The organism is Phyllobacterium sp. LjRoot231 (assembly GCF_964253365.1).
In the GTDB taxonomy this organism is placed as follows: domain Bacteria; phylum Pseudomonadota; class Alphaproteobacteria; order Rhizobiales; family Rhizobiaceae; genus Phyllobacterium.
In genome coordinates, this window is record NZ_CAXUQT020000004.1 from 99,440 (window position 1) to 117,447 (window position 18,008).

Annotated in this window: 17 protein-coding genes; 13 read left to right on the forward strand and 4 right to left on the reverse strand. The window is 56.3% G+C overall.

The window, feature by feature from the left end; genetic code table 11:
• The first annotated feature begins 195 nt into the window (after positions 1–195).
• The 5 genes from ACSQ3H_RS29070 (at position 196) to ACSQ3H_RS29090 (ending at position 5,013) form a co-directional block, all read left to right on the forward strand.
• Positions 196–1,218 (forward strand): AI-2E family transporter, encoded by a 1,023-nt coding sequence (locus ACSQ3H_RS29070; protein WP_436120512.1) that lies wholly within the window; start codon positions 196–198, stop codon positions 1,216–1,218.
• Positions 1,219–1,292: 74 nt separating this feature from the next.
• Positions 1,293–1,826 carry a sigma-70 family RNA polymerase sigma factor gene (locus tag ACSQ3H_RS29075; protein WP_436120513.1) on the forward strand — a complete coding sequence of 178 codons (534 nt, stop codon included), beginning with the start codon at positions 1,293–1,295 and terminating at the stop codon, positions 1,824–1,826.
• Positions 1,819–2,592: an anti-sigma factor family protein gene (locus ACSQ3H_RS29080; protein ID WP_436120514.1), complete on the forward strand. Its 774-nt coding sequence runs from the start codon at positions 1,819–1,821 to the stop codon at positions 2,590–2,592. Before ACSQ3H_RS29075 ends, ACSQ3H_RS29080 begins: the two co-directional genes overlap by 8 nt.
• A gap of 25 nt (positions 2,593–2,617) precedes the next feature.
• Positions 2,618–3,337 carry a Bax inhibitor-1/YccA family protein gene (locus tag ACSQ3H_RS29085; protein ID WP_436120515.1) on the forward strand — a complete coding sequence of 240 codons (720 nt, stop codon included), beginning with the start codon at positions 2,618–2,620 and terminating at the stop codon, positions 3,335–3,337.
• 215 nt (positions 3,338–3,552) lie between these two features.
• Complete coding sequence (locus ACSQ3H_RS29090) at positions 3,553–5,013, forward strand: diguanylate cyclase domain-containing protein (protein ID WP_436120516.1); 1,461 nt, start codon at positions 3,553–3,555, stop codon at positions 5,011–5,013.
• A gap of 21 nt (positions 5,014–5,034) precedes the next feature.
• Here the strand turns inward: ACSQ3H_RS29090 and ACSQ3H_RS29095 are convergent, their stop codons facing one another.
• Positions 5,035–6,144: an NADH:flavin oxidoreductase/NADH oxidase gene (locus ACSQ3H_RS29095; RefSeq protein ID WP_436120517.1), complete on the reverse strand. Its 1,110-nt coding sequence runs from the start codon at positions 6,142–6,144 to the stop codon at positions 5,035–5,037.
• A 422-nt stretch (positions 6,145–6,566) separates the two neighbouring features.
• Here ACSQ3H_RS29095 and ACSQ3H_RS29100 point away from each other — a divergent pair, with 422 nt between their 5' ends.
• Both ACSQ3H_RS29100 and ACSQ3H_RS29105 read left to right on the forward strand, forming a co-directional pair.
• Positions 6,567–7,079, forward strand: coding sequence for an isoprenylcysteine carboxylmethyltransferase family protein (locus ACSQ3H_RS29100; RefSeq protein ID WP_436120518.1), 513 nt, complete (start codon positions 6,567–6,569; stop codon positions 7,077–7,079).
• 285 nt (positions 7,080–7,364) lie between these two features.
• Positions 7,365–8,171, forward strand: a complete 807-nt coding sequence (locus ACSQ3H_RS29105) for a TIGR01458 family HAD-type hydrolase (RefSeq protein ID WP_436120820.1) — start codon at positions 7,365–7,367, stop codon at positions 8,169–8,171.
• Between the two features lie 58 nt (positions 8,172–8,229).
• Here the strand turns inward: ACSQ3H_RS29105 and ACSQ3H_RS29110 are convergent, their stop codons facing one another.
• The 3 genes from ACSQ3H_RS29110 to ACSQ3H_RS29120 form a co-directional block, all read right to left on the reverse strand.
• On the reverse strand, positions 8,230–9,291 hold the full coding sequence (locus ACSQ3H_RS29110; RefSeq protein WP_436120519.1) for an aldo/keto reductase: 1,062 nt from the start codon (positions 9,289–9,291) through the stop codon (positions 8,230–8,232).
• Positions 9,292–9,355: 64 nt separating this feature from the next.
• Complete coding sequence (locus ACSQ3H_RS29115; RefSeq protein ID WP_436120520.1) at positions 9,356–10,018, reverse strand: aspartate/glutamate racemase family protein; 663 nt, start codon at positions 10,016–10,018, stop codon at positions 9,356–9,358.
• A gap of 56 nt (positions 10,019–10,074) precedes the next feature.
• Positions 10,075–11,181: a LacI family DNA-binding transcriptional regulator gene (locus tag ACSQ3H_RS29120; protein ID WP_436120521.1), complete on the reverse strand. Its 1,107-nt coding sequence runs from the start codon at positions 11,179–11,181 to the stop codon at positions 10,075–10,077.
• Positions 11,182–11,387: 206 nt separating this feature from the next.
• Between ACSQ3H_RS29120 and ACSQ3H_RS29125 the strand changes: the two genes are divergently transcribed.
• The 6 genes from ACSQ3H_RS29125 (at position 11,388) to ACSQ3H_RS29150 (ending at position 17,820) form a co-directional block, all read left to right on the forward strand.
• A complete protein-coding gene (locus ACSQ3H_RS29125; protein ID WP_436120522.1) occupies positions 11,388–12,419 on the forward strand; it encodes an ABC transporter permease in 1,032 nt (343 codons plus the stop codon).
• Positions 12,420–12,442: 23 nt separating this feature from the next.
• Positions 12,443–13,453 (forward strand): substrate-binding domain-containing protein, encoded by a 1,011-nt coding sequence (locus tag ACSQ3H_RS29130; RefSeq protein ID WP_436120523.1) that lies wholly within the window; start codon positions 12,443–12,445, stop codon positions 13,451–13,453.
• A 77-nt stretch (positions 13,454–13,530) separates the two neighbouring features.
• Positions 13,531–15,102: a sugar ABC transporter ATP-binding protein gene (locus tag ACSQ3H_RS29135; RefSeq protein ID WP_436120524.1), complete on the forward strand. Its 1,572-nt coding sequence runs from the start codon at positions 13,531–13,533 to the stop codon at positions 15,100–15,102.
• The gene (locus ACSQ3H_RS29140) at positions 15,099–16,133 is read left to right on the forward strand and encodes an ABC transporter permease (RefSeq protein WP_436120525.1); all 1,035 of its coding nucleotides are present in this window, start codon (positions 15,099–15,101) and stop codon (positions 16,131–16,133) included. Before ACSQ3H_RS29135 ends, ACSQ3H_RS29140 begins: the two co-directional genes overlap by 4 nt.
• Before the next feature lie 21 nt (positions 16,134–16,154).
• A complete protein-coding gene (locus ACSQ3H_RS29145; RefSeq protein WP_436120526.1) occupies positions 16,155–17,156 on the forward strand; it encodes a dihydroxyacetone kinase subunit DhaK in 1,002 nt (333 codons plus the stop codon).
• Positions 17,157–17,163: 7 nt separating this feature from the next.
• Positions 17,164–17,820, forward strand: coding sequence for a dihydroxyacetone kinase family protein (locus ACSQ3H_RS29150; protein WP_436120527.1), 657 nt, complete (start codon positions 17,164–17,166; stop codon positions 17,818–17,820).
• The last annotated feature ends 188 nt before the right edge of the window (positions 17,821–18,008 follow it).

Consider the following 18,008-nt stretch of genomic DNA (forward strand, 5'->3'; position numbering starts at 1 on the left):
GCGCACGGACCTCTTCCATACCGGCGGTTCATTCCATGCTTGTAGCGGCAAACAATTGCAAATCCGTTATGCCTTGATCGGATACATTGTCGCCAACCACTCGAGATTGCGCAGATTCACGTGCCTGGATCAATGGTGCTTGCGTCGCGGACGCTTTCAAGAGTAGGTACAGCTGAATATTGACAGCCCCCTTAGGTGACACACTTGCCAACCGCCACCAGGCTCCGGATTGCATCCTACATCTTGTCGTTCATCGCGCTCGTCGCTGTGCTTGAGCTTGGCTTGCTGTCCGCACTCCTCTCGGGCCTGCTCGTCTATAACCTGGTTCATTATTCGGCTCCGTTGCTTGGTAGATTGGGCATTTCCGGTCATCTGGCCAAAACGATTGCGCTGGCGATACTAGCGCTGATTTTCATCCTGGTGATTGTCGCCGCCGTCACGAGCAGCATGGCGCTGCTCACCGATGGTTCAGATGAAGGTATCGTGTCGCTTTTTCAAAAGATGGCAGAAATCATCGATACAGCCCAGATCCATCTGCCGAATTGGGCTCGCGATTATTTCCCGTCAAACCTTGAAGAACTGGAAACGCTGGCAGCGAAGTGGCTGCGCGAACACGCCGGTCAGCTCCAGCTCGTCGGCAGGGAACTTGGCGTCCTCCTGGTCCGCATCATCGTCGGCATGGTGATTGGTGGAATGATTGCGTTGAGTTCTTCCGTTGTCGCATCACGTGAGCCGGGTCCGCTGGCGGTTGCCCTTGGCGAACGTGTCGAACTGTTCAGCGCAGCATTTCGCAACATCGTGTTCTCGCAGCTTCGAATCTCGGCACTGAACACAATTTTCACGGCGATCTACCTTGTTGTGATTCTGCCGTTTTTTGGTGTTCACCTGCCGCTGGTGAAGACAATGATCGCTGTGACGTTCATTGCGGGGCTTCTTCCTGTTATTGGCAATCTGATCTCCAACACTGTGATTGTGATTGTGGCACTCAGCGTTTCCTTTGTTGCCGCAGTGGGTTCGCTCGCCTTTCTGGTAATCATCCACAAGCTCGAATATTTCCTGAATGCCAGGATCATAGGATCACGTATAAAATCGCGGGCGTGGGAATTGCTGCTTGCTATGATCGTGCTGGAAGCCTGGTTCGGCATCGCCGGCCTCATCGCTGCGCCGATTTACTATGCTTATCTCAAGGACGAACTTAAAAAACAGAGCCTGATCTAGGCGGCGAATCCGCGGTCGCGTGATATAATTTCGGACGGCAGGGAATAAATCCGCTGCAGATCCGTATACGCCTTATGAAGAGTCCGAAACCCCGTTTTGATGTTGTTGGCCAGCTTGATTCCTTGCGCCGGTATGCACGTTCGCTAACACGGAACGAGACCGACGCGGAAGACCTTGTGCAGGATACGTTGGTGCGCGCTTATGAGCGGCGCAGTCATTTTCGCAATGGCGGAAACCTGAAGGGTTGGCTTTTGTCGATCCTGCACAATGGTTTTATCGACAGCAAGCGTTCAAGCCAGTCGGAAGCGCGCCGCGGGGATGCTTTGGCAATCATTGCCGAAACTAGTCTTCGGCCGCCGCAGGAGCATTCCATACGGTTGACGGAGGTCCGAGATGCCTTCTTCTCTCTGCCCGAGGAGCAGCGAGCAGCCCTGCATTTGGTAGCGATCGAAAGTCTCTCCTACGAAAAAGCCGCAGCAACTTTGGGAATACCGATAGGCACGCTGATGTCCAGAATTGGCCGCGCGCGTGCGACACTGCGTTCTCTCGAGGCTGAGCAACCCGGCAAAGCCGTACATCTGAAAATTGTTGGAGGCCGCGATGAATGACGCGATTGATCCTGTCGTTGAGGCCGATCTTGATGCCTATGTCGACGACCAGCTGGATGCGGGCCGCCGCATCGAGATCGCCCGTTACCTGTCGCATCATCCCGAACAGGCTGCCCGTGTCATGTCGGACCTGCAGGCCAGGGACGAATTGCGGCTGGCGCTAACCGGCATGCATAGCAAGGGATCGCTGGAGACGAGTGAAGCGGCGCGTCGCCTTGAACGCGGTCTTATGCGAAACCGGCTGCTTGGAAATTTGCAACGTGTTGCGGCCATCGCGGCTCTCGTTGGTTTCGGGTGGTTAGCGCATGCCGGCTTTGGCCCGCTGATTATCTCGGAGGTCGTCGCTTCGACACCGCCTCCAGCGTATGTTTCGGATGCGGTGATGGCTCATAGGACGTCCTTGCTTAGGGCAGGGATGAAGTCGCAGTCTGAGGTGAACAGCTACGATCCTGCGGAAATACGTGCGGCAACCGCTATCACCATGCCGCAGCTTCCGGACCGGTGGATCGTCAACGATGTCCAGCTTTTCCCATCGGCCTTCGGACCAAGTGTCGAGATGGAAATCAGATCGGATGACATCGGTCAGCTCTCGCTTTTCGCGGTTCGTCCCGGCACTTTCGATGTCGTGAAGCCGAAAGCGTTGCGCATCAATGACAGCGCCGCCGCCTATTTCCAGATTGGTGACGTGGCCTACGCCCTTGTATCGAATGCGAGCACCGCAGACCTTGAAACAGTAGCATCGCAGCTTGCAAAAACCCTTTACTGATCAATCAAGCCAAAGGATCATAACCATGACTACACCACTTCGCTATGAAATGGGCACTGCGCGCGGACAGTCCGCCGCATTGTTAGATCAAGGATTGCGCCAGCATATGCTGCGCATCTACAATTATATGGGCTTGGGCCTTGTCCTGACGGGTGTCGTTGCATTCGTCGTCGCCTCGACACCGGCTCTCTACGTTCCAATCTTTTCGACTCCATTGAAGTGGGTTGTCATGCTGGCTCCGCTTGCTTTCGTGATGTTCTTCTCGTTCAAGATGCAAACGATGTCCGCGGCATCAGCACAGGCCATGTTCTGGGCATTTTGTGCGGTCATGGGGCTTTCGCTGGCGTCGATCTTCCTTGTCTTCACTGGAACCAGCATCGCGCGCACATTCTTCATCGCGGCGACGATGTTTGGTGCGACCAGTCTTTACGGTTACACGACGAAGCGTGATCTTTCCCAGTTCAGCTCGTTCCTTATCATGGGTCTCATCGGCGTTGTCGTAGCAAGCCTCGTCAATATGTTTCTCGGCTCCTCGATGCTGCAGTTCGTTGTCTCAGTGGCGGGCGTTCTTGTATTCATCGGCCTGACGGCCTGGGATACGCAGTCGATCAAGGAACAATACGCCGAGAGTTTCGATTCTGAATCGCAACAGAAGCTAGCTGTTTTCGGCGCCTTCTCACTTTACCTGAACTTCATCAATCTTTTCCAACTGCTGCTCAGCCTGACTGGTCAGCGCGAAGAATAAGACAATCAGGTAGCAATTCTTTGCAAGCCAGCATGATCCGAAGCAATCTTCGCGTCACGCTGGCTTCTTCTTTTAAATGAAGTTCTTGAAAAAGTGCATGTGCATGCTTCCTCATTCAACGACGAAAATCTTCTCAAGGTAACGATTGTTCAGTGAATATGGTTGATGTAGATGCATGCTCGTAAAACGGGACCAGTTCGAAAGATTCGCGTTAGATGAACGAACATGCCACTCATGAGACCGATTTCGAGGCATTCGATCTCGCTCCGATCTCTCTATGGCTGGAAGATTTCAGTGCGGTTCGGCAGCTGTTCGAGAAATGGCGGCAAACGGGCGTCGCCGACATCAGGGCTTATTTGCGAGAAGAAGAGGACCGGGTCAGGCAATGCTCCAGTCTGATCCGGGTTCTCAAGGTCAACCGCAAGACGCTGTCTCTGTTTGAAGCAGACGATTTCGAGCATCTGACCGGCAACCTGAGTTCGATATTTCGTGACGACATGCTGCAGTCGCATATTCAGGAACTGTCGGCTCTTTGGAATGGCGATACCGAATTCTCCAGCGATACGGTGAATTATACGCTGTCGGGGCGGCGGCTGGATATCCAGCTTCGAGGCGCAGTTCTACCGGGATATGAAGATTCATGGACCCGGGTATTGCTGTCCATTGAGGACGTTACCGACCGCGAGGAGGCGCGTCGGCAACAGATCGAGAGCAAGCGCTACGCTGAGGGGCTGTTCGAATATTCTCCCGTGTCGCTATGGGTCGAAGATTTCAGCCGCATCAAGCGCCTGCTTGACGAAGTGCGGGGGCAGGGCATTACCGATTTTCGCGTGTTTACCGATGTCCATCCTGAATTCGTTGGACAATGTGCAAGCGAGATCCGCGTCATCGATGTCAATAATGAAACGCTCAGGCTATTTCTTGCGCCCGACAAGCTGACCTTGTTGCGCCGGCTCCCCGATATTTTCAGGGACGGGATGAACACGCATTTCAGGGAACAGCTCATCGAACTCTGGAATGGCAATTTGTTCCATCAGCGCGAGACCGTAAACTATGCGCTCGATGGTACCGAACGCCATGTGCTGTTGCAATTTTCCGTCCTGCCGGGCCACGAACAGGATTGGTCGTTGGTTCAGATATCCTTGACCGACATTACGGCACGCAAGAAGGCCGAAGCCTATCTGGAATATCTCGGCAAGCACGATGTGCTCACCAAGCTTTACAACCGCGCCTTCTATGTAGACGAATTGAACAGGCTCGAACGCCGTGAATTCTATCCTGTATCGATCATCATCCTCGACCTTAACGGATTGAAGGTGGTCAATGATCAGTGGGGGCACGGTGTTGGCGATGCTTTGTTACGCCGGGTCGGCGAGGTATTGGCTGGGGCGGTCAAGCCTCCCTGCTATGCAGCACGTATCGGAGGAGACGAATTCGCGGTTCTCCTTCCGGCCATCGATGAGCTTGGCGCCGCGAGCATGATCGACGAAATCCGCAGTCTTATCGAAATCAACAACCAGTATTATTCCAATATACCTCTGAACATATCGATCGGCTGGGCCACCAGCAATGTCGGCGAGAAGATGGAAGCCGTGGCCAAGCGCGCTGATTTGTTGATGTACGAGGACAAGCGTTCGCATTATTCGTCAGAGAACGAGCGTCGTAAACTCGATTAGCTACGAACGCTCACCTCTCCGTCAGGCATTCTGGGGGATTTTGAACAGATCCGCATGATTGCGGGGCTGGGATCGCCAATATTGTTCGGGCGCAATCACCTGTGCCCCGAGTTCTGCCGCCGCGTGCCACGGCCAGCGGGGATCGCAGAGGATTGCGCGTGCAAGTGCGATCGCGTCGGCGTCGCCGCTGGCAATGATCTCTTCAGCCTGTTTCGCTTCGGTGATTAGCCCGACGGCAATGACGGGTATTTTCACCTCAGCCTTGATACGGCGTGCGAATGGCACCTGATAGTTGGGCTCGACCGGCATTTTCTGCAGAGGCGAGAGGCCGCCGCTGCTGACATGGATGGCGGCGCAACCGCGTGCTTCCAGTTGCTTTGCGAAGATAATAGTGCTCTCGACGTCCCAGCCGCTCTCGACCCAGTCGGAAGCGGAAACGCGTGTCCAGACAGGCTTATTGCCGGGAAACGCTGCCCGTACTGCATCGAACACTTCAAGAGGGAAACGCATGCGGTTTTCCAGGCTTCCGCCATATTCGTCTTCGCGCTCGTTGGACGATGGCGACAGGAATTCGTGCAGCAAATATCCGTGGGCCGCATGAATTTCGATGCCGTTGATACCGATCTTGTCCGCGCGTTTCGCCGCCTTGACGAATGCATCCCGTATGCGGTCAAGCCCAGCGCTATCGAGTGCCGTCGGAGCGTCATATTCTTCCAGATAAGGCACCGCCGACGGCGCTTCGGTTTTCCAGCCCCTCGGCTCATTCGGCGCAATCTGCTTACCACCTTCCCACGGCACACGGGTCGATGCCTTTCGTCCGGCGTGGGCTAGCTGCACTGCGACCGGTATCGGCGAATAGTCCCGGATCGCGGCGACAACACGCCCGAGTGCTGCTTCATTGTCGTCGGAATAAAGCCCGAGATCGCGGGGAGAGATGCGTCCTTCAGGCGTTACGGCGGTAGCTTCCGTGACCAGCAAGCCGGCGCCCGAGAGGGCAAGGTGGCCGAGGTGCATCATATGCCAGTCGGACGCCGAGCCATCTTCGGCGGAATATTGGCACATGGGAGCGATTATGATCCTGTTCGCGAGTTCGAGCGAATCCAATCGCAGTGGCTGAAACAACTGGCTCATCTATATTACCTCAACTTTTGGGTGGCCGCGTTACGAAATTGGGAGTTTCGTTGCAGCAGGGTTGCTTGAATTCAACTGAGAACAAATGGATGCTGTCTGCGGGAAGTCAAGTAACGGGTTCGTAATGGGCTGAGCCGCTACGCTCTTTGGTGGGTCTAACATAACTTTTTTGTGTGGCCTATTTGGCATCAGAAGTGGTGATTGCAAAGGCTTTCGAGTACGCGGCTTCCGCGGCGGCCACCTCGTGGTCCGTCAACTTTTTGAACTCGCGCTCGCGGCCTCTTGCCTTCTTTGGGCGGGGTTGAGAAAAATCGAAGTCTCGATGATATACCGGGGGACAACCGGAGTGACGATTCGTTCGCAGTGTCAGTGTATCGGGCTCCGGATTATACATAGCACCTAGATAGGTCGATGAGGCTTCGATGCTCTTTATTTTTATTATTCTTGCTGTCGCATTTCGCCTTATTACGCTTGCCATTTCAATCAAAAACGAACGGAAGTTGAAAGCTGCGGGGGCCATGGAATTCGGCGAAATCAACACACGCGTTCTGGCGCTATCGCATATTGCCTTCTATCTATGCGCTATTACTGAATACGGCTTCTCCGACTACCAAGCCGATGCGCTCACCGTGGTGGGATTGGTCATCTACCTTATTGGTGCTTTTTTTCTGGTGGTGGTCATTGCCAGCCTCAACTCACAATGGACCGTCAAACTCATCATCGCCCCAAACCATTTCTTGGTGACGACCCCGCTATTTCGATTTGTAAGGCATCCGAATTATTACCTGAATATCATTCCGGAGCTTATCGGTTTTGCTCTGACATTGCATGCGTTCTGGACGCTCGCGATCGGCCTGCCTCTCTATCTCGTGCCGCTAGTCATCCGCATCCGCCAGGAAGAGGGTACGATGCGCGCCCACTTCCCCGAGTACTGAGCCACCACCATTTCAAATGTAAGATCTTTGCGCGCTGCCTGAAACTCCAGGGCAACAGGTGGCCGCTACCTTTGTAACTCCTTCAATGACCTTCCGGCCTAGCTTCGTCGGGGTCCGGCCTTCAAGGAGTTTTTTGGATGCCGCACTGTCGGGATTTGATCGGCATGAGCTCATTACAATTCCGTCTTTGCCAGAGACACATGGGAACTATTCGATTCTAAACGTTTAGCCATGCTAGGCTTTGAAGAATTTGACGCCCAACGCTTCCGCGTCCATTCTAATCCGATGATTAGCGGTGTGGTTCTGGATCTTGCTGGCGTCCTCTATGATGGCAAAGAGGCTATACCGGGCGCAACAGATGCTGTCGTCCGCTTGCACAAGGCGGGTCTACCTGTCCGATTCGTGAGTAACACGACACGCTCGAACAAACGGTCCATTCTTGACCAGCTCGACAGGCTCGGCTTCTCTGTCACGAACGGCGAGCTTTTCACTCCAGCGCAAGCAGCGCGTGAATGGCTTGGTCAACATAATCGATCGCCGTACCTTGTGGTTCATCCCGATCTGGTGGCGGATTTTCACGATCTGGCGGGCGGCGGCGACAGAAAGGCGGTCGTTGTCGGCGATGCGGGCATGACCTTCGACTACCTGATGCTGAACAGGGCGTTTCGAGAGTTGATCAAGGGAGCGGAATTCCTGGCGCTGGCGCCAAACCGGACGTTCAAGGATGCAGATGGAGAACTCAGTCTCGATGCCGGAGCGTTCGTTGCGGCGCTGGAATTCGCAAGCCAAAAAAGTGCTGTTGTCTTGGGAAAGCCGTCGCCTGCATTCTTCCTGTCCGCACTAGCCAGTATGCAATGCCCGATTGCAGAAGCCGTAATGGTCGGGGACGACGCGGAAACCGACATCGCGGGGGCCTTGCGGACCGGACTTGCCCACGCTCTGCTGGTACGCACGGGCAAATACCGCCGCGGCGACGAGGACCGTTTCAAGCCCTCACCAACTGCGACGGTTGACGACATTTCCGCAGCGGTTCACTGGATCATGGCAGCGCGCAACCGCGAAGAAAAGTCACTCGGCTCTTGTCACACTTAGCGGAGACTGTCGCTGCAGTTGGGATTGTCGCCTTACCAAAGCGGGAACCAACTGTATTTTATTGCTTACCGAGATCCTCATAGCTAGCGTGCAGCGCCCAATCGCCGGTGGAGAAGCGGTCCTTCGCGAAATTGTGCTGATGCCAGTATGGATAAATGTATGGTAGACGGCTCTCCTGGTTGAGGCGCTCCAACTCCTCGCCGCTCAGTTCAAGGTCAACTGCGGCGATATTGTCCTGGAAATGCTGCTCAGTAAGACCGCCGACCACCAGTGAGGTGACGCCAGGCCGAGTGAGCGTCCAGGCCAAGGCAACCTGTGCGGCAGAAACGCCGCGCGAGGTCGCGATATCGGTCAGGGTATCGACGATGTTCCAGAGCCGTTCCTCGTCCCGGATTGGCGGTTCGCTCCAGCCAGCGGCCTGACGTGAAGACGCGGGAGCCTTGTTACGTCCGAAGGCGCCAGAAAGGAGGCCCGCGGCCAGCGGGCTCCAGACCATGACGCCCAGGCCTTGATCGACCGATATCGGCAGCAGTTCATATTCAGCTTCGCGTGCTTCAAGTGTGTAGTGAATCTGTTGCGTTACAAAGCGCGGATAGCCTTTAAGTTCCGAAACGCCGAGCGCCTTCATGATATGCCAGCCGGAATAGTTCGAGCAGCCGATATAGCGGATTTTTCCCTGCCGGGTGAGCGTATCGAGGGCCGAGAGCATCTCTTCGAGCGGTGTAAGCCCGTCCCATTCGTGCATGAAATAGATGTCTATGTGGTCGGTGCGCAGGCGTTTCAGGCTCCGCTCGCATTCGCGGATGAGGTGATAGCGCGAGACGCCCTCGTCGTTCGGACCGTCGCCTATACGCATGCGCGCCTTTGACGAGATCAGCACCTGATCACGCTTTCCTTCAAGCACCTCTCCGAGGATCTCTTCTGATCGGCCAAGCGAATACATGTTGGACGTGTCGAAGACGTTGATGCCGCCATCGATGCACGCATCCACGAGACGCCGGGCATCCTTGACGCTCTGATTTGCAACCATCGCGAAATCGCCTTCTCCTCCGAAAGAAAAGGTACCCATGCTGAGAGCCGAAATCTTCAAGCCGGAACGGCCAAGGGTCCTGTATTCCATTGTACTACTCCCGTTAAAATAGTGATGGGTGGTGGGTAAGTTGGCGCCCTCTTTTCGGAACGCCTCAACTAGGTGACAACTGTGTGGCGACGTAAGCCATGCCGAGTTCTGGACTGCTCAGAACCGGTACGCTGCTTCCGGTCTCCCCGATGGATGACAGGGCGTTGGCCATCGATGCCTGGGCGAGGACGATGAGGTCGACCGACGTGGCAAGCTCGCGGAAGCCTGCAATCACCATCGCGTCATGACCGTCGCGGTCTCCCTTGATCAGGCGATCGAAGGCGCCTGCGCAGAGCTTGTCGACGATCGTGCAATTCCTGTTTGCGGCCATCGCGGTTTTCTCTATCAGCCGGCTGGTCGGGCCCAACGTTGTCGGCAAAGTCGCAAGCACGCCGATGCGCTCGGTTCTCTCAACGGCGGCCATCGCCATGCCGCTGTCTATGCGAAAGAGCGGTACGGACGAGAACGGGCGGATGGCGTCCAAGGCATCGCCGAGCGAGGAGCAGGTTACCACGATCGCGTCTGCGCCCGCATCTATCGCGGAGAAGACGTACTGACCCAGTCTCTGCATTGTCTTCTTCGAAAGCGCGCCATCCCGGATCGTGTTCTGCAACAGACTTTCATCTACGATGTTGAAGCTGTTCCAATGGGGCAGCTCTCGCAAAGCAAGCGGCTTGAATGTGGCGGCCAGGCCGGGAACGGTGTGGATGAGAGCGAGAGATGGCATGGTTGGAAGTTACCTGGCTTTGAAATCACCATGTTCGGTGTGCACATTCGTCGCTGTCAGGCGACCGGCAGCTTGCCGCCGTTTTCCCTCATCTTCCTCGGGTTCTTCGCCGGCTTCTGCGGGTCTTTCCGCACGTCACTGGATCGTGCGATCAGCTCAGCGCCGACAAGGATTTTGACCGAAGGCTGTGTTTCGGAAGCGTTGATCAGATCGTCCAGCACAGTGACCGCCAGATATCCGATCTTGCGTTTGGAAACGTCGATGGTCGTCAGGGACGGTTCCATGGTCGAACTCAAGGGGAGATTATCAAAACCGATTATCGAAACATCGTCGGGAATGCTGATGTCGAATTCTCTCAATGCTTTGATGAAGCCATAGGCGATGACATCGTTGGTGCAGAAGTAGCACTCCGCCAGTTCTGTGCCTGCCCGAAGGAGCGAAAGCGCATCGTTGTAGGCGCCGTCATAGGTCGACTCGACGGAGATGACATCAGCCTCGTTCACCTTGAGGCCCAGCCGGGTCATGTTCTTAAAGAATGCTTCCTTCCTCAGGCGAAAATTCGTCGTATCGACGTGGCTGGCGACGAAGCCAATGCGCTCGAACCCCTGATTCTGGAACCGCGAGAGAACCTTGTAGACGGCATCCTCATTGTTCATGTTGACGAAATTGGCGTCGATCACATCGTAAAAGGTGTCGATGAAGACCGTAGGCAGACCGAGGCTCTGGATGATCCTGACGTCGGATTCAGACAGTTCGGTACCAAGTGCGATCACGCCGCTGATCGGCGCGCCGGCAAGAGATTCCGCAATCGTGCTGATCGACTGACCTTCATGGCTTATGACCTCAAGCGTGTACCCGCGGCGGGTCGCTTCGATCGACATGCCGTCAATATAATCGGAAATGAAATGGCTATGATCGCGGTTTACGGTATGGCCGTGCTTGGCGATTTTTAGGAAGCGCAGCGTATCGCTTGCTTCGGTGCGGCCCTTCGCAATGCGCGGAATATAGTTCAGGCTGGCAACGGCCTCGAGTACGCGTGCGCGCGTCATCCCCGAGATTTCTCCTTTGCCGTTCAGCACCAGAGACACCGTCGCTGGCGATACACCCGCCACGTCCGCGATATCCCGTATCGTTAAAGACTTCTTTTCCTTCATGAGTGCCATGACTGCCGTTGTGATCTGAATATCGCGCTCAAGGCGCACAGCCGTTTAGTAAACAACTCTCTCGACCACAGCGAGGGTTACGGCAAAAAATCGCGCTTCGCAACCGAAATGGCTAAAAAAACCTGCTTGCATAAGCCGAATAGCTTTGATAACGCTTTAGTGCTTTAGTAAAGACCGCTTAAGTTTACTAAACATGGGAGGAGACCATGCACAAAACCGGTGGGCAGCTTATCGTGCTTGTTGCCATCAATTGCTTGGTACTCCTTGTCGGAGCAGCCATATCCGGCGGCTCGTTCTTGTCTATTTTTAATCTTCAGTCCATGGCGAGCCAGCTTCCTGAGATCGGCCTTCTTGCCATCGGGGTGATGCTTGCCATGTGCGCCGGGAACGGCGGCATCGACCTTTCGGGCATTGCGCTCGCCAATCTCTCGGGTGTGCTCTCGGCAGTGCTGGTCGGCACCGTCCTGTCGGGCACTGAGCACGCAGTCGCTTTTACATTCGCCTTCATCGTCGTCGCCGTTTTCATCGGATTTCTAGGCGGCTTGATTAACGGCCTGCTTATCTCCCGCCTGAATATTACGCCGATCCTTTGCACGCTCGGCACGCAGATGGCGTTCACAGGACTTGCGGTCGTCGTGTCCGACGGCAAAGCCATCATGGTCGGAAGCCCCGAGCCTCTTTCCAGCATTGGCAACGGCATGTTTTTTCAGGTCCCGATCGGCTTTTTGATTTTCGCGGCCGTTGCAGCTCTGATCGCCGGTCTGCTGAAATACACGCCCTTTGGGTTCTGGCTTATGCTGATGGGCTCCAACCCGAAAGCGGCAACCTATGCCGGTTTCCCGAAGAGCCGTGTCCTTATCGCAACCTACGCGATCAGCGGCACGCTCTCCGGCCTAGCCGGGGTCATTATCGCTGCCCGCAATGTCAACGTGAAATGGGACTATGGCACGTCCTATCTTCTGATTGCGATCCTCATCGCCGTCATGGCGGGTGTCCGGCCAGAGGGCGGCTATGGCCGCGTCATCTGCGTCGTACTTTCGGCAGTCGCGCTTCAATTGCTGTCGAGCATGCTGAATTTCGGCGGGCTGTCGAATTTCGTACGCGATTTCGCCTGGGGCGCGCTGCTGCTCACTTTTCTTGCCGTGGGTCGATACGACCTCGTCGGCGTTTTGTTCCCGGGCAATCGCCAACGGGCAGGTTTGATGCGCATCCCTCACGCATCGAAGCGTGAGAGTTGAGGGAGGTAATTGTGGAGGAAGTTATGCGAGAAAAATCCAAGAAAATTCTGATGGGGTCCGTCGTTGCCGCATTCGTGACTGCTGGTTCCGTCGGGTCGCTGATGGCTCAGGACAAGCCGGTCATCGCGACCGTGGTCAAGATCAGCGGCATTCCATGGTTCGACCGTATGGAAACCGGTGTCAAAGCGTTTGGCGAGCAAAATCCCGATGTGGTCGCAAGCCAGAGCGGACCCGCGACCGCGGATTCCGCGCAACAGCTGCAGATCGTCCAGGACCTCGTCGCCAAGGGCGTCAACGCTCTGGCCGTCGTGCCAATGGACCCTGCTGTTCTTGAAGGTACGCTGAAGCGCGCCATGGAGCGCGGAACGATCGTTGTTACGCACGAAGCCGACAATCAGGTCAACACGAATGCCGACGTCGAAGCGTTCAACAACGCTGCATATGGTACCGCTCTGAACGAACGGCTGGCCGAGTGCATGGGCAAGGCGGGCAAATGGACAACCTTTGTCGGATCCCTGGGCAGCCGCACCCATCTTCAGTGGGTCGGTGCCGGGGAGGAGAATGCAAAGAAGTATCCTGATATGCAGCTGGTCGATCCGAACAACGAGTCCTTCGACGACGCTAACGGCACCTATGAGAAGGCCAAGGAAATCTTGCGCAAGCACCCCGACATCAAGGGTTTCCAGACCTCGGCCGGCAACGATGTACTCGGTGTCGGCCGAGCAATCGACGAAGCAGGGCTATCGGGTAAGGTATGCCTCGTCGGCACCGGGCTTCCGAATCCCTCCGCAGATCTTTTGGAATCCGGCGCCATAACGGCGATCGGTTTCTGGGATCCGAAGAACGCCGGCATGGCAATGAATGCTGTCGCTAAGCTCCTGGTGAGCGGCAAGCAGGTCACCGACGGCATGGATCTCGGCGTTGAAGGCTACAACAAGGTGACCGTCACCAAGGGTGCGGGAGATGGCCTTCTGGTTGTCGGCAACGGCATGGTTCTGGTCGACAAGGCCACCTACAAGGAACGCATGTTCTAAGCGGTTGTGAAATGCGCCCCGGGGGATCCTTTTGCGAACCCCCGGCTGGCGAAGCTTTTCCAGTTGCTGTGCTAACCATGATCATAATAGGGATTTCGCGGGTGCTAGAGACCTCGAATAGCGAAGGCCGTTTTCTCGAGCTGCGGCAGGTTCACAAGCGTTTTGGCGGCGTTCACGCGCTGCGTGGCGTCGATCTCTCCCTGCAGCTCGGCGAGGCATACCACCTCCTGGGCGAAAACGGCTGCGGCAAAAGTACTGTCATCAAGATCATGTCCGGAGCGCTATCTCCTGACGAAGGCGAGATTATTCTCGACGGACGGTCTTTCGACGCCCTGTCCCCCATCCAGGCGCTCAGCGCCGGGATCGAGACGGTCTATCAGGACCTTTCCCTGCTGCCGAATCTTACAGTCGCCGAAAACGTTGCCCTCAGCGAGCAGCTGGTCCACGGTGGCGGCCGGTTGGCCCGTCTTTTCGACAAGTCGAGGCTGAGACAGACGGCTGCCACGGCTCTCGAGGCGGTCGGCCTGCCGGCAGACCGCGCATTCATGGGGACGGTCGTATCCGATCTGCCGCTTGCCTCGCGCCAGCTTGTCGCGATTGCGAGGGCGATCGCCACCCGTGCCAAACTGGTGATCATGGATGAGCCCACCACCTCGCTGACGCGCCGGGAGGTCGACAATCTTATCGAGGTCGTTGAGCGCTTGCGTTCCGAAAACGTGGCCGTGCTGTTCGTCACGCACAAACTCGACGAATGCTACAGGATCGGCGGGCATGCAATCATCTTCAGGGACGGTGAGTGCGTAGCCCAGGGAAAGATCGAGCAATACACGAAGACGCAGCTTGCTGAATTGATGACCGGGCGGCTGATCGACTCCGAGCGATACAGGACTGGGAGCCCCGCTGTTGCGGAGCTCTTCAGCACACATCACCTTGGCCGTGCATCGAGCTTCCAGGACGTGAACCTGAAAGTCAGGAAAGGCGAGATCGTCGGTGTCACCGGTCTTGCCGATTCCGGCCGCAACGAGCTTGCGATGGCCATTGCCGGCATCGCGCCTTCGACAAGCGGCAGCATGCGGATCGAGGGTGTGGAAAAAAAGGTTCGCTGGCCATCCGAAGCAATCGATTACGGGATCGGCTACGTTCCGGAGGATCGACTTGCCGAGGGTCTGTTCCTCGACAAATCGATCTTCGAGAACGAGATCGCGTTGGTCGTCAAAAAGCTCAGCAACCCGTTCGGGATCGTCGACAAGCAGGAGGGCCACCGTGTGGCCGCCAAGCTGTCGGAAGAGATGCGACTCAATACGCGCGATCTCGATATGCCGGTGGGCGCGCTTTCAGGCGGAAACCAACAGCGGGTATTGATCGGGCGTTGGCTTAGCATATCGCCAAAACTTCTCGTGCTTCACGGCCCGACGGTCGGCGTGGACGTTGGTTCGAAAGATACGATCTATCGGACCATTCAGTCGCTTGCCGAAGCCGGCATGGGGATCATCATCGTCAGCGACGACCTGCCGGAGTTGCTGCAGAACTGTGACCGGATCCTCGTCATGAACGGGGGAAAGATCATCACCGAATTCGATGCCGACAAGGCGGATGAAGATCTCCTCTACAAGGCAATGCTGACTTCCAGAACGGAGAATGTCGAATGAGCTCGTCACACCTTGAAGAGCTCCGGGAAAGCCAGGGCGTATCCCGGGCATTCAACCTCGGCGAACTGCTCCGCCGCCGGCCAGAAACGATAACGCTTGCGCTGCTTGTGGCAATCTGCGTCGTCGTTGCGCTGATCAACCCCGCATTTTTACAGGCTTCCTCCCTGATCGACATCGGCAGAGCCAGCGTTGTCACGGGGCTTTTTGCGCTCGGCGTTTTCGTCATCCTCGCCGCCGGCGGTATTGATGTGTCGTTCACCGCGATTGCGGCCTTCACGATGTATTCGATGACGCTTCTGGTATCGAAACATTTTCCGGGCATGCCCATGCCGGTGATCATGCTGGCGTCCATCTTCGGTGGAGCGGCGCTCGGCGTCGTCAACGGTTTGTTGGTGCATAACCTCAAGGTTCCCTCGCTGATCGTGACCATCGGAACCCAATATCTCTTTCGCGGCGCGCTGCTGTCGTTCATTGGCACGGTCTGGATCATGTCCCTGCCGCCGCAGATGGGCGCCTTCGGGAGGATGCCGCTACTACAATTCGAATCTGCGAATGGGGCGACGATCACGCTTCCGATGTACTTTCTGATCCTGCCGCTGGCGGTGCTCGCGACTTGGTGGATCCTGAACCGTACGCTGATGGGGCGCGCCATCTTCGCCGTTGGGGGAAATGCAGACGTCGCCGGACGTCTCGGTTACAATCTGCGAACAGTGCACGTCTTTCTTTTTGCCTATGCCGGTGCGCTCGCCGGATTGGCCGGCATCATCCACGTGTGCGCCAACCGGCAGGCAAATCCTTTCGACCTCGTCGGAACGGAAATCAACGTTATTGCCGCAGTCGTTCTAGGCGGCGCACGGATTACCGGCGGCACTGGCACTGTGCTCGGTACGATCCTCGGCGTGCTTCTCGTCGTCGTCGTCAACAGCGTTCTGGTGATGGTCGGTATTCCCAGCACGTGGCAGCGTCTCGTCGTCGGCAGCTTCATTCTGCTCGCAGCAGCATTTTTCGTCACGCGGCAGCGTAAAAAGTAAGCTTCAATTCGAGAGGAAAACATGAAGAAATTTCTCAACGACCCGGTGGATTTCGTCGACGAGATGCTCGACGGCATCTATCGCGCTCATCCTCAACTTACCTACGTTGCTGACGACAAGCGATGCATGGTCACGGCCATACCGAAAAGCGGCAAGGTCGGATTGGCGACCGGTGGTGGGTCCGGGCACCTGCCGCTCTTCCTCGGGTATGTCGGCGACGGCATGCTCGATGGCGCTGCAGTGGGCGGCGTCTTTCAGTCACCAAGCGCCGAGCAGATGTATGAAGTGACCAAGCACATCGACCAGGGTGCAGGGGTCGTCTATATCTACGGTAACTATACCGGCGACATCATCAACTTCGATATGGCTGCGGAACTGGCTGATCTTGATGGCGTCAAGGTGAAGCAGATCATCGGAAACGACGACGTCGCATCATCGGTCGTCGGTGAAGAGCATAAGCGCCGCGGCGTTGCCGGCATATTCTTCATCTTCAAGGCCGCAGGTGCGGCGGCGGCAGAAGGTCTCTCTCTGGACGAAGTAACGCGAATTGCTGACAAGGCCAGGCTTCGCACGCGCACCATCGGCGTTGCGCTCAGCAGCTGCGTGGTTCCCGAAATCGGTCATGCGACGTTTTCCATCGGCGCGGACGAGATGGAGATCGGAATGGGCATTCATGGCGAACCCGGGATCAGCAGGAAGAAGCTTGCTCCCGCCGACCTCGTCATCAACGAGATGATGGAGCGCGTTTTCGCCGAACAGACCTTTGCTGATCAGGACGAAGTTGCCGTGCTGGTGAACGGGCTCGGCGGGACACCCAAAGAAGAGCTCTATATTCTCTTTCGACGGGTTTCCCAGCTGCTTGACGAACGTGGCGTCAAGGCCAAGCACGTGTGGATCGGCGAGTTCGCGACCGCCATGGAAATGGCCGGCGCCTCAATCTCTATCCTGCATCTGGATGACGAGCTCGATCGCCTGATCGGGGCTCCGGCCAATACCCCTTTCTTCAGCCATTACAGCGCTTGAGGTGCTCATGATGGATGTAATTCATGCAGCTGATCTCCTTCGGCTTTTCGGGGCCTGGCGGACAGTATTCGTGCAGCAACGTGAGTTTCTCATCGCGCTCGACGGCAAGGTCGGTGACAGTGACCTCGGCATCACGATGAGCAAGTCCTTTGCTGCAGCCTATGATGCGGTTTCGGGAGAGGAAGAGGGCGCCACGATTGCGAAATTGATGCGGACAGCGGGTGTGACCATGGCGAAGACAGCTCCTTCAACTATGGGAACTCTGACAGCCACAGGCTTCATTCGCGGCAGCAAGGCACTAGAGAACGTGAGCGCCTTAGGAACGAAAGAGGTTGCCGCTTTTTGGCGGGCGTTCTGTGACGGTGTCGCTGAACGCGGCAAGACGAAAATCGGCGACAAGACCGTGCTCGACGTCCTCGATCCCATTGCTAGATCTTTGGAAGACGCAACCGCATCGGGAGATGTATTGGGCGATGCGCTTTCCATTGCGACAGGCGTGGCGGCAGAGGCCTTGGAGAGTACGAAGTCGATGGTCGCCCAGCACGGAAAAGCTGCGGCTTTCCAGGAGAAGACGGTTGGTCTGCAGGACGCCGGCGCGACGGTCGGCTTTCTCATGGTCCAGGCAATGCGGGACTTCGTATCAGGACAGACGTCAGCAGCTTGACCGGGGCTGCTCCTCAGGCTCATCATGATGATCTGAACGGCTGACGCGATTAAGGTATTGATCTGCGATGTAGCTGACGTGGTCGCACATATTTCTGCCGTCGAGCGCGCTGCGAACGGCTTGGGTGATGGCCAGTGCACCAGTTGCGATATGGTGACTGAAAAAATCCAGCAAGATGTCAGCCGATC

Bases quoted from the DNA above. Each gene is read 5' to 3' on its own strand.
- ACSQ3H_RS29130 (WP_436120523.1), top strand. From the start codon at position 12,443: ATGCGAGAAAAATCCAAGAAAATTCTGATGGGGTCCGTCGTTGCCGCA.
- ACSQ3H_RS29085 (WP_436120515.1), top strand. From the start codon at position 2,618: ATGACTACACCACTTCGCTATGAAATGGGCACTGCGCGCGGACAGTCC.
- ACSQ3H_RS29080 (WP_436120514.1), top strand. From the start codon at position 1,819: ATGAATGACGCGATTGATCCTGTCGTTGAGGCCGATCTTGATGCCTAT.
- ACSQ3H_RS29120 (WP_436120521.1), bottom strand. From the start codon at position 11,181: ATGGCACTCATGAAGGAAAAGAAGTCTTTAACGATACGGGATATCGCG.
- ACSQ3H_RS29075 (WP_436120513.1), top strand. From the start codon at position 1,293: ATGAAGAGTCCGAAACCCCGTTTTGATGTTGTTGGCCAGCTTGATTCC.
- ACSQ3H_RS29095 (WP_436120517.1), bottom strand. From the start codon at position 6,144: ATGAGCCAGTTGTTTCAGCCACTGCGATTGGATTCGCTCGAACTCGCG.
- ACSQ3H_RS29110 (WP_436120519.1), bottom strand. From the start codon at position 9,291: ATGGAATACAGGACCCTTGGCCGTTCCGGCTTGAAGATTTCGGCTCTC.
- ACSQ3H_RS29150 (WP_436120527.1), top strand. From the start codon at position 17,164: ATGATGGATGTAATTCATGCAGCTGATCTCCTTCGGCTTTTCGGGGCC.
- ACSQ3H_RS29125 (WP_436120522.1), top strand. From the start codon at position 11,388: ATGCACAAAACCGGTGGGCAGCTTATCGTGCTTGTTGCCATCAATTGC.
- ACSQ3H_RS29090 (WP_436120516.1), top strand. From the start codon at position 3,553: ATGAACGAACATGCCACTCATGAGACCGATTTCGAGGCATTCGATCTC.
- ACSQ3H_RS29115 (WP_436120520.1), bottom strand. From the start codon at position 10,018: ATGCCATCTCTCGCTCTCATCCACACCGTTCCCGGCCTGGCCGCCACA.
- ACSQ3H_RS29140 (WP_436120525.1), top strand. From the start codon at position 15,099: ATGAGCTCGTCACACCTTGAAGAGCTCCGGGAAAGCCAGGGCGTATCC.
- ACSQ3H_RS29100 (WP_436120518.1), top strand. From the start codon at position 6,567: ATGCTCTTTATTTTTATTATTCTTGCTGTCGCATTTCGCCTTATTACG.
- ACSQ3H_RS29135 (WP_436120524.1), top strand. From the start codon at position 13,531: ATGATCATAATAGGGATTTCGCGGGTGCTAGAGACCTCGAATAGCGAA.
- ACSQ3H_RS29105 (WP_436120820.1), top strand. From the start codon at position 7,365: ATGATTAGCGGTGTGGTTCTGGATCTTGCTGGCGTCCTCTATGATGGC.
- ACSQ3H_RS29145 (WP_436120526.1), top strand. From the start codon at position 16,155: ATGAAGAAATTTCTCAACGACCCGGTGGATTTCGTCGACGAGATGCTC.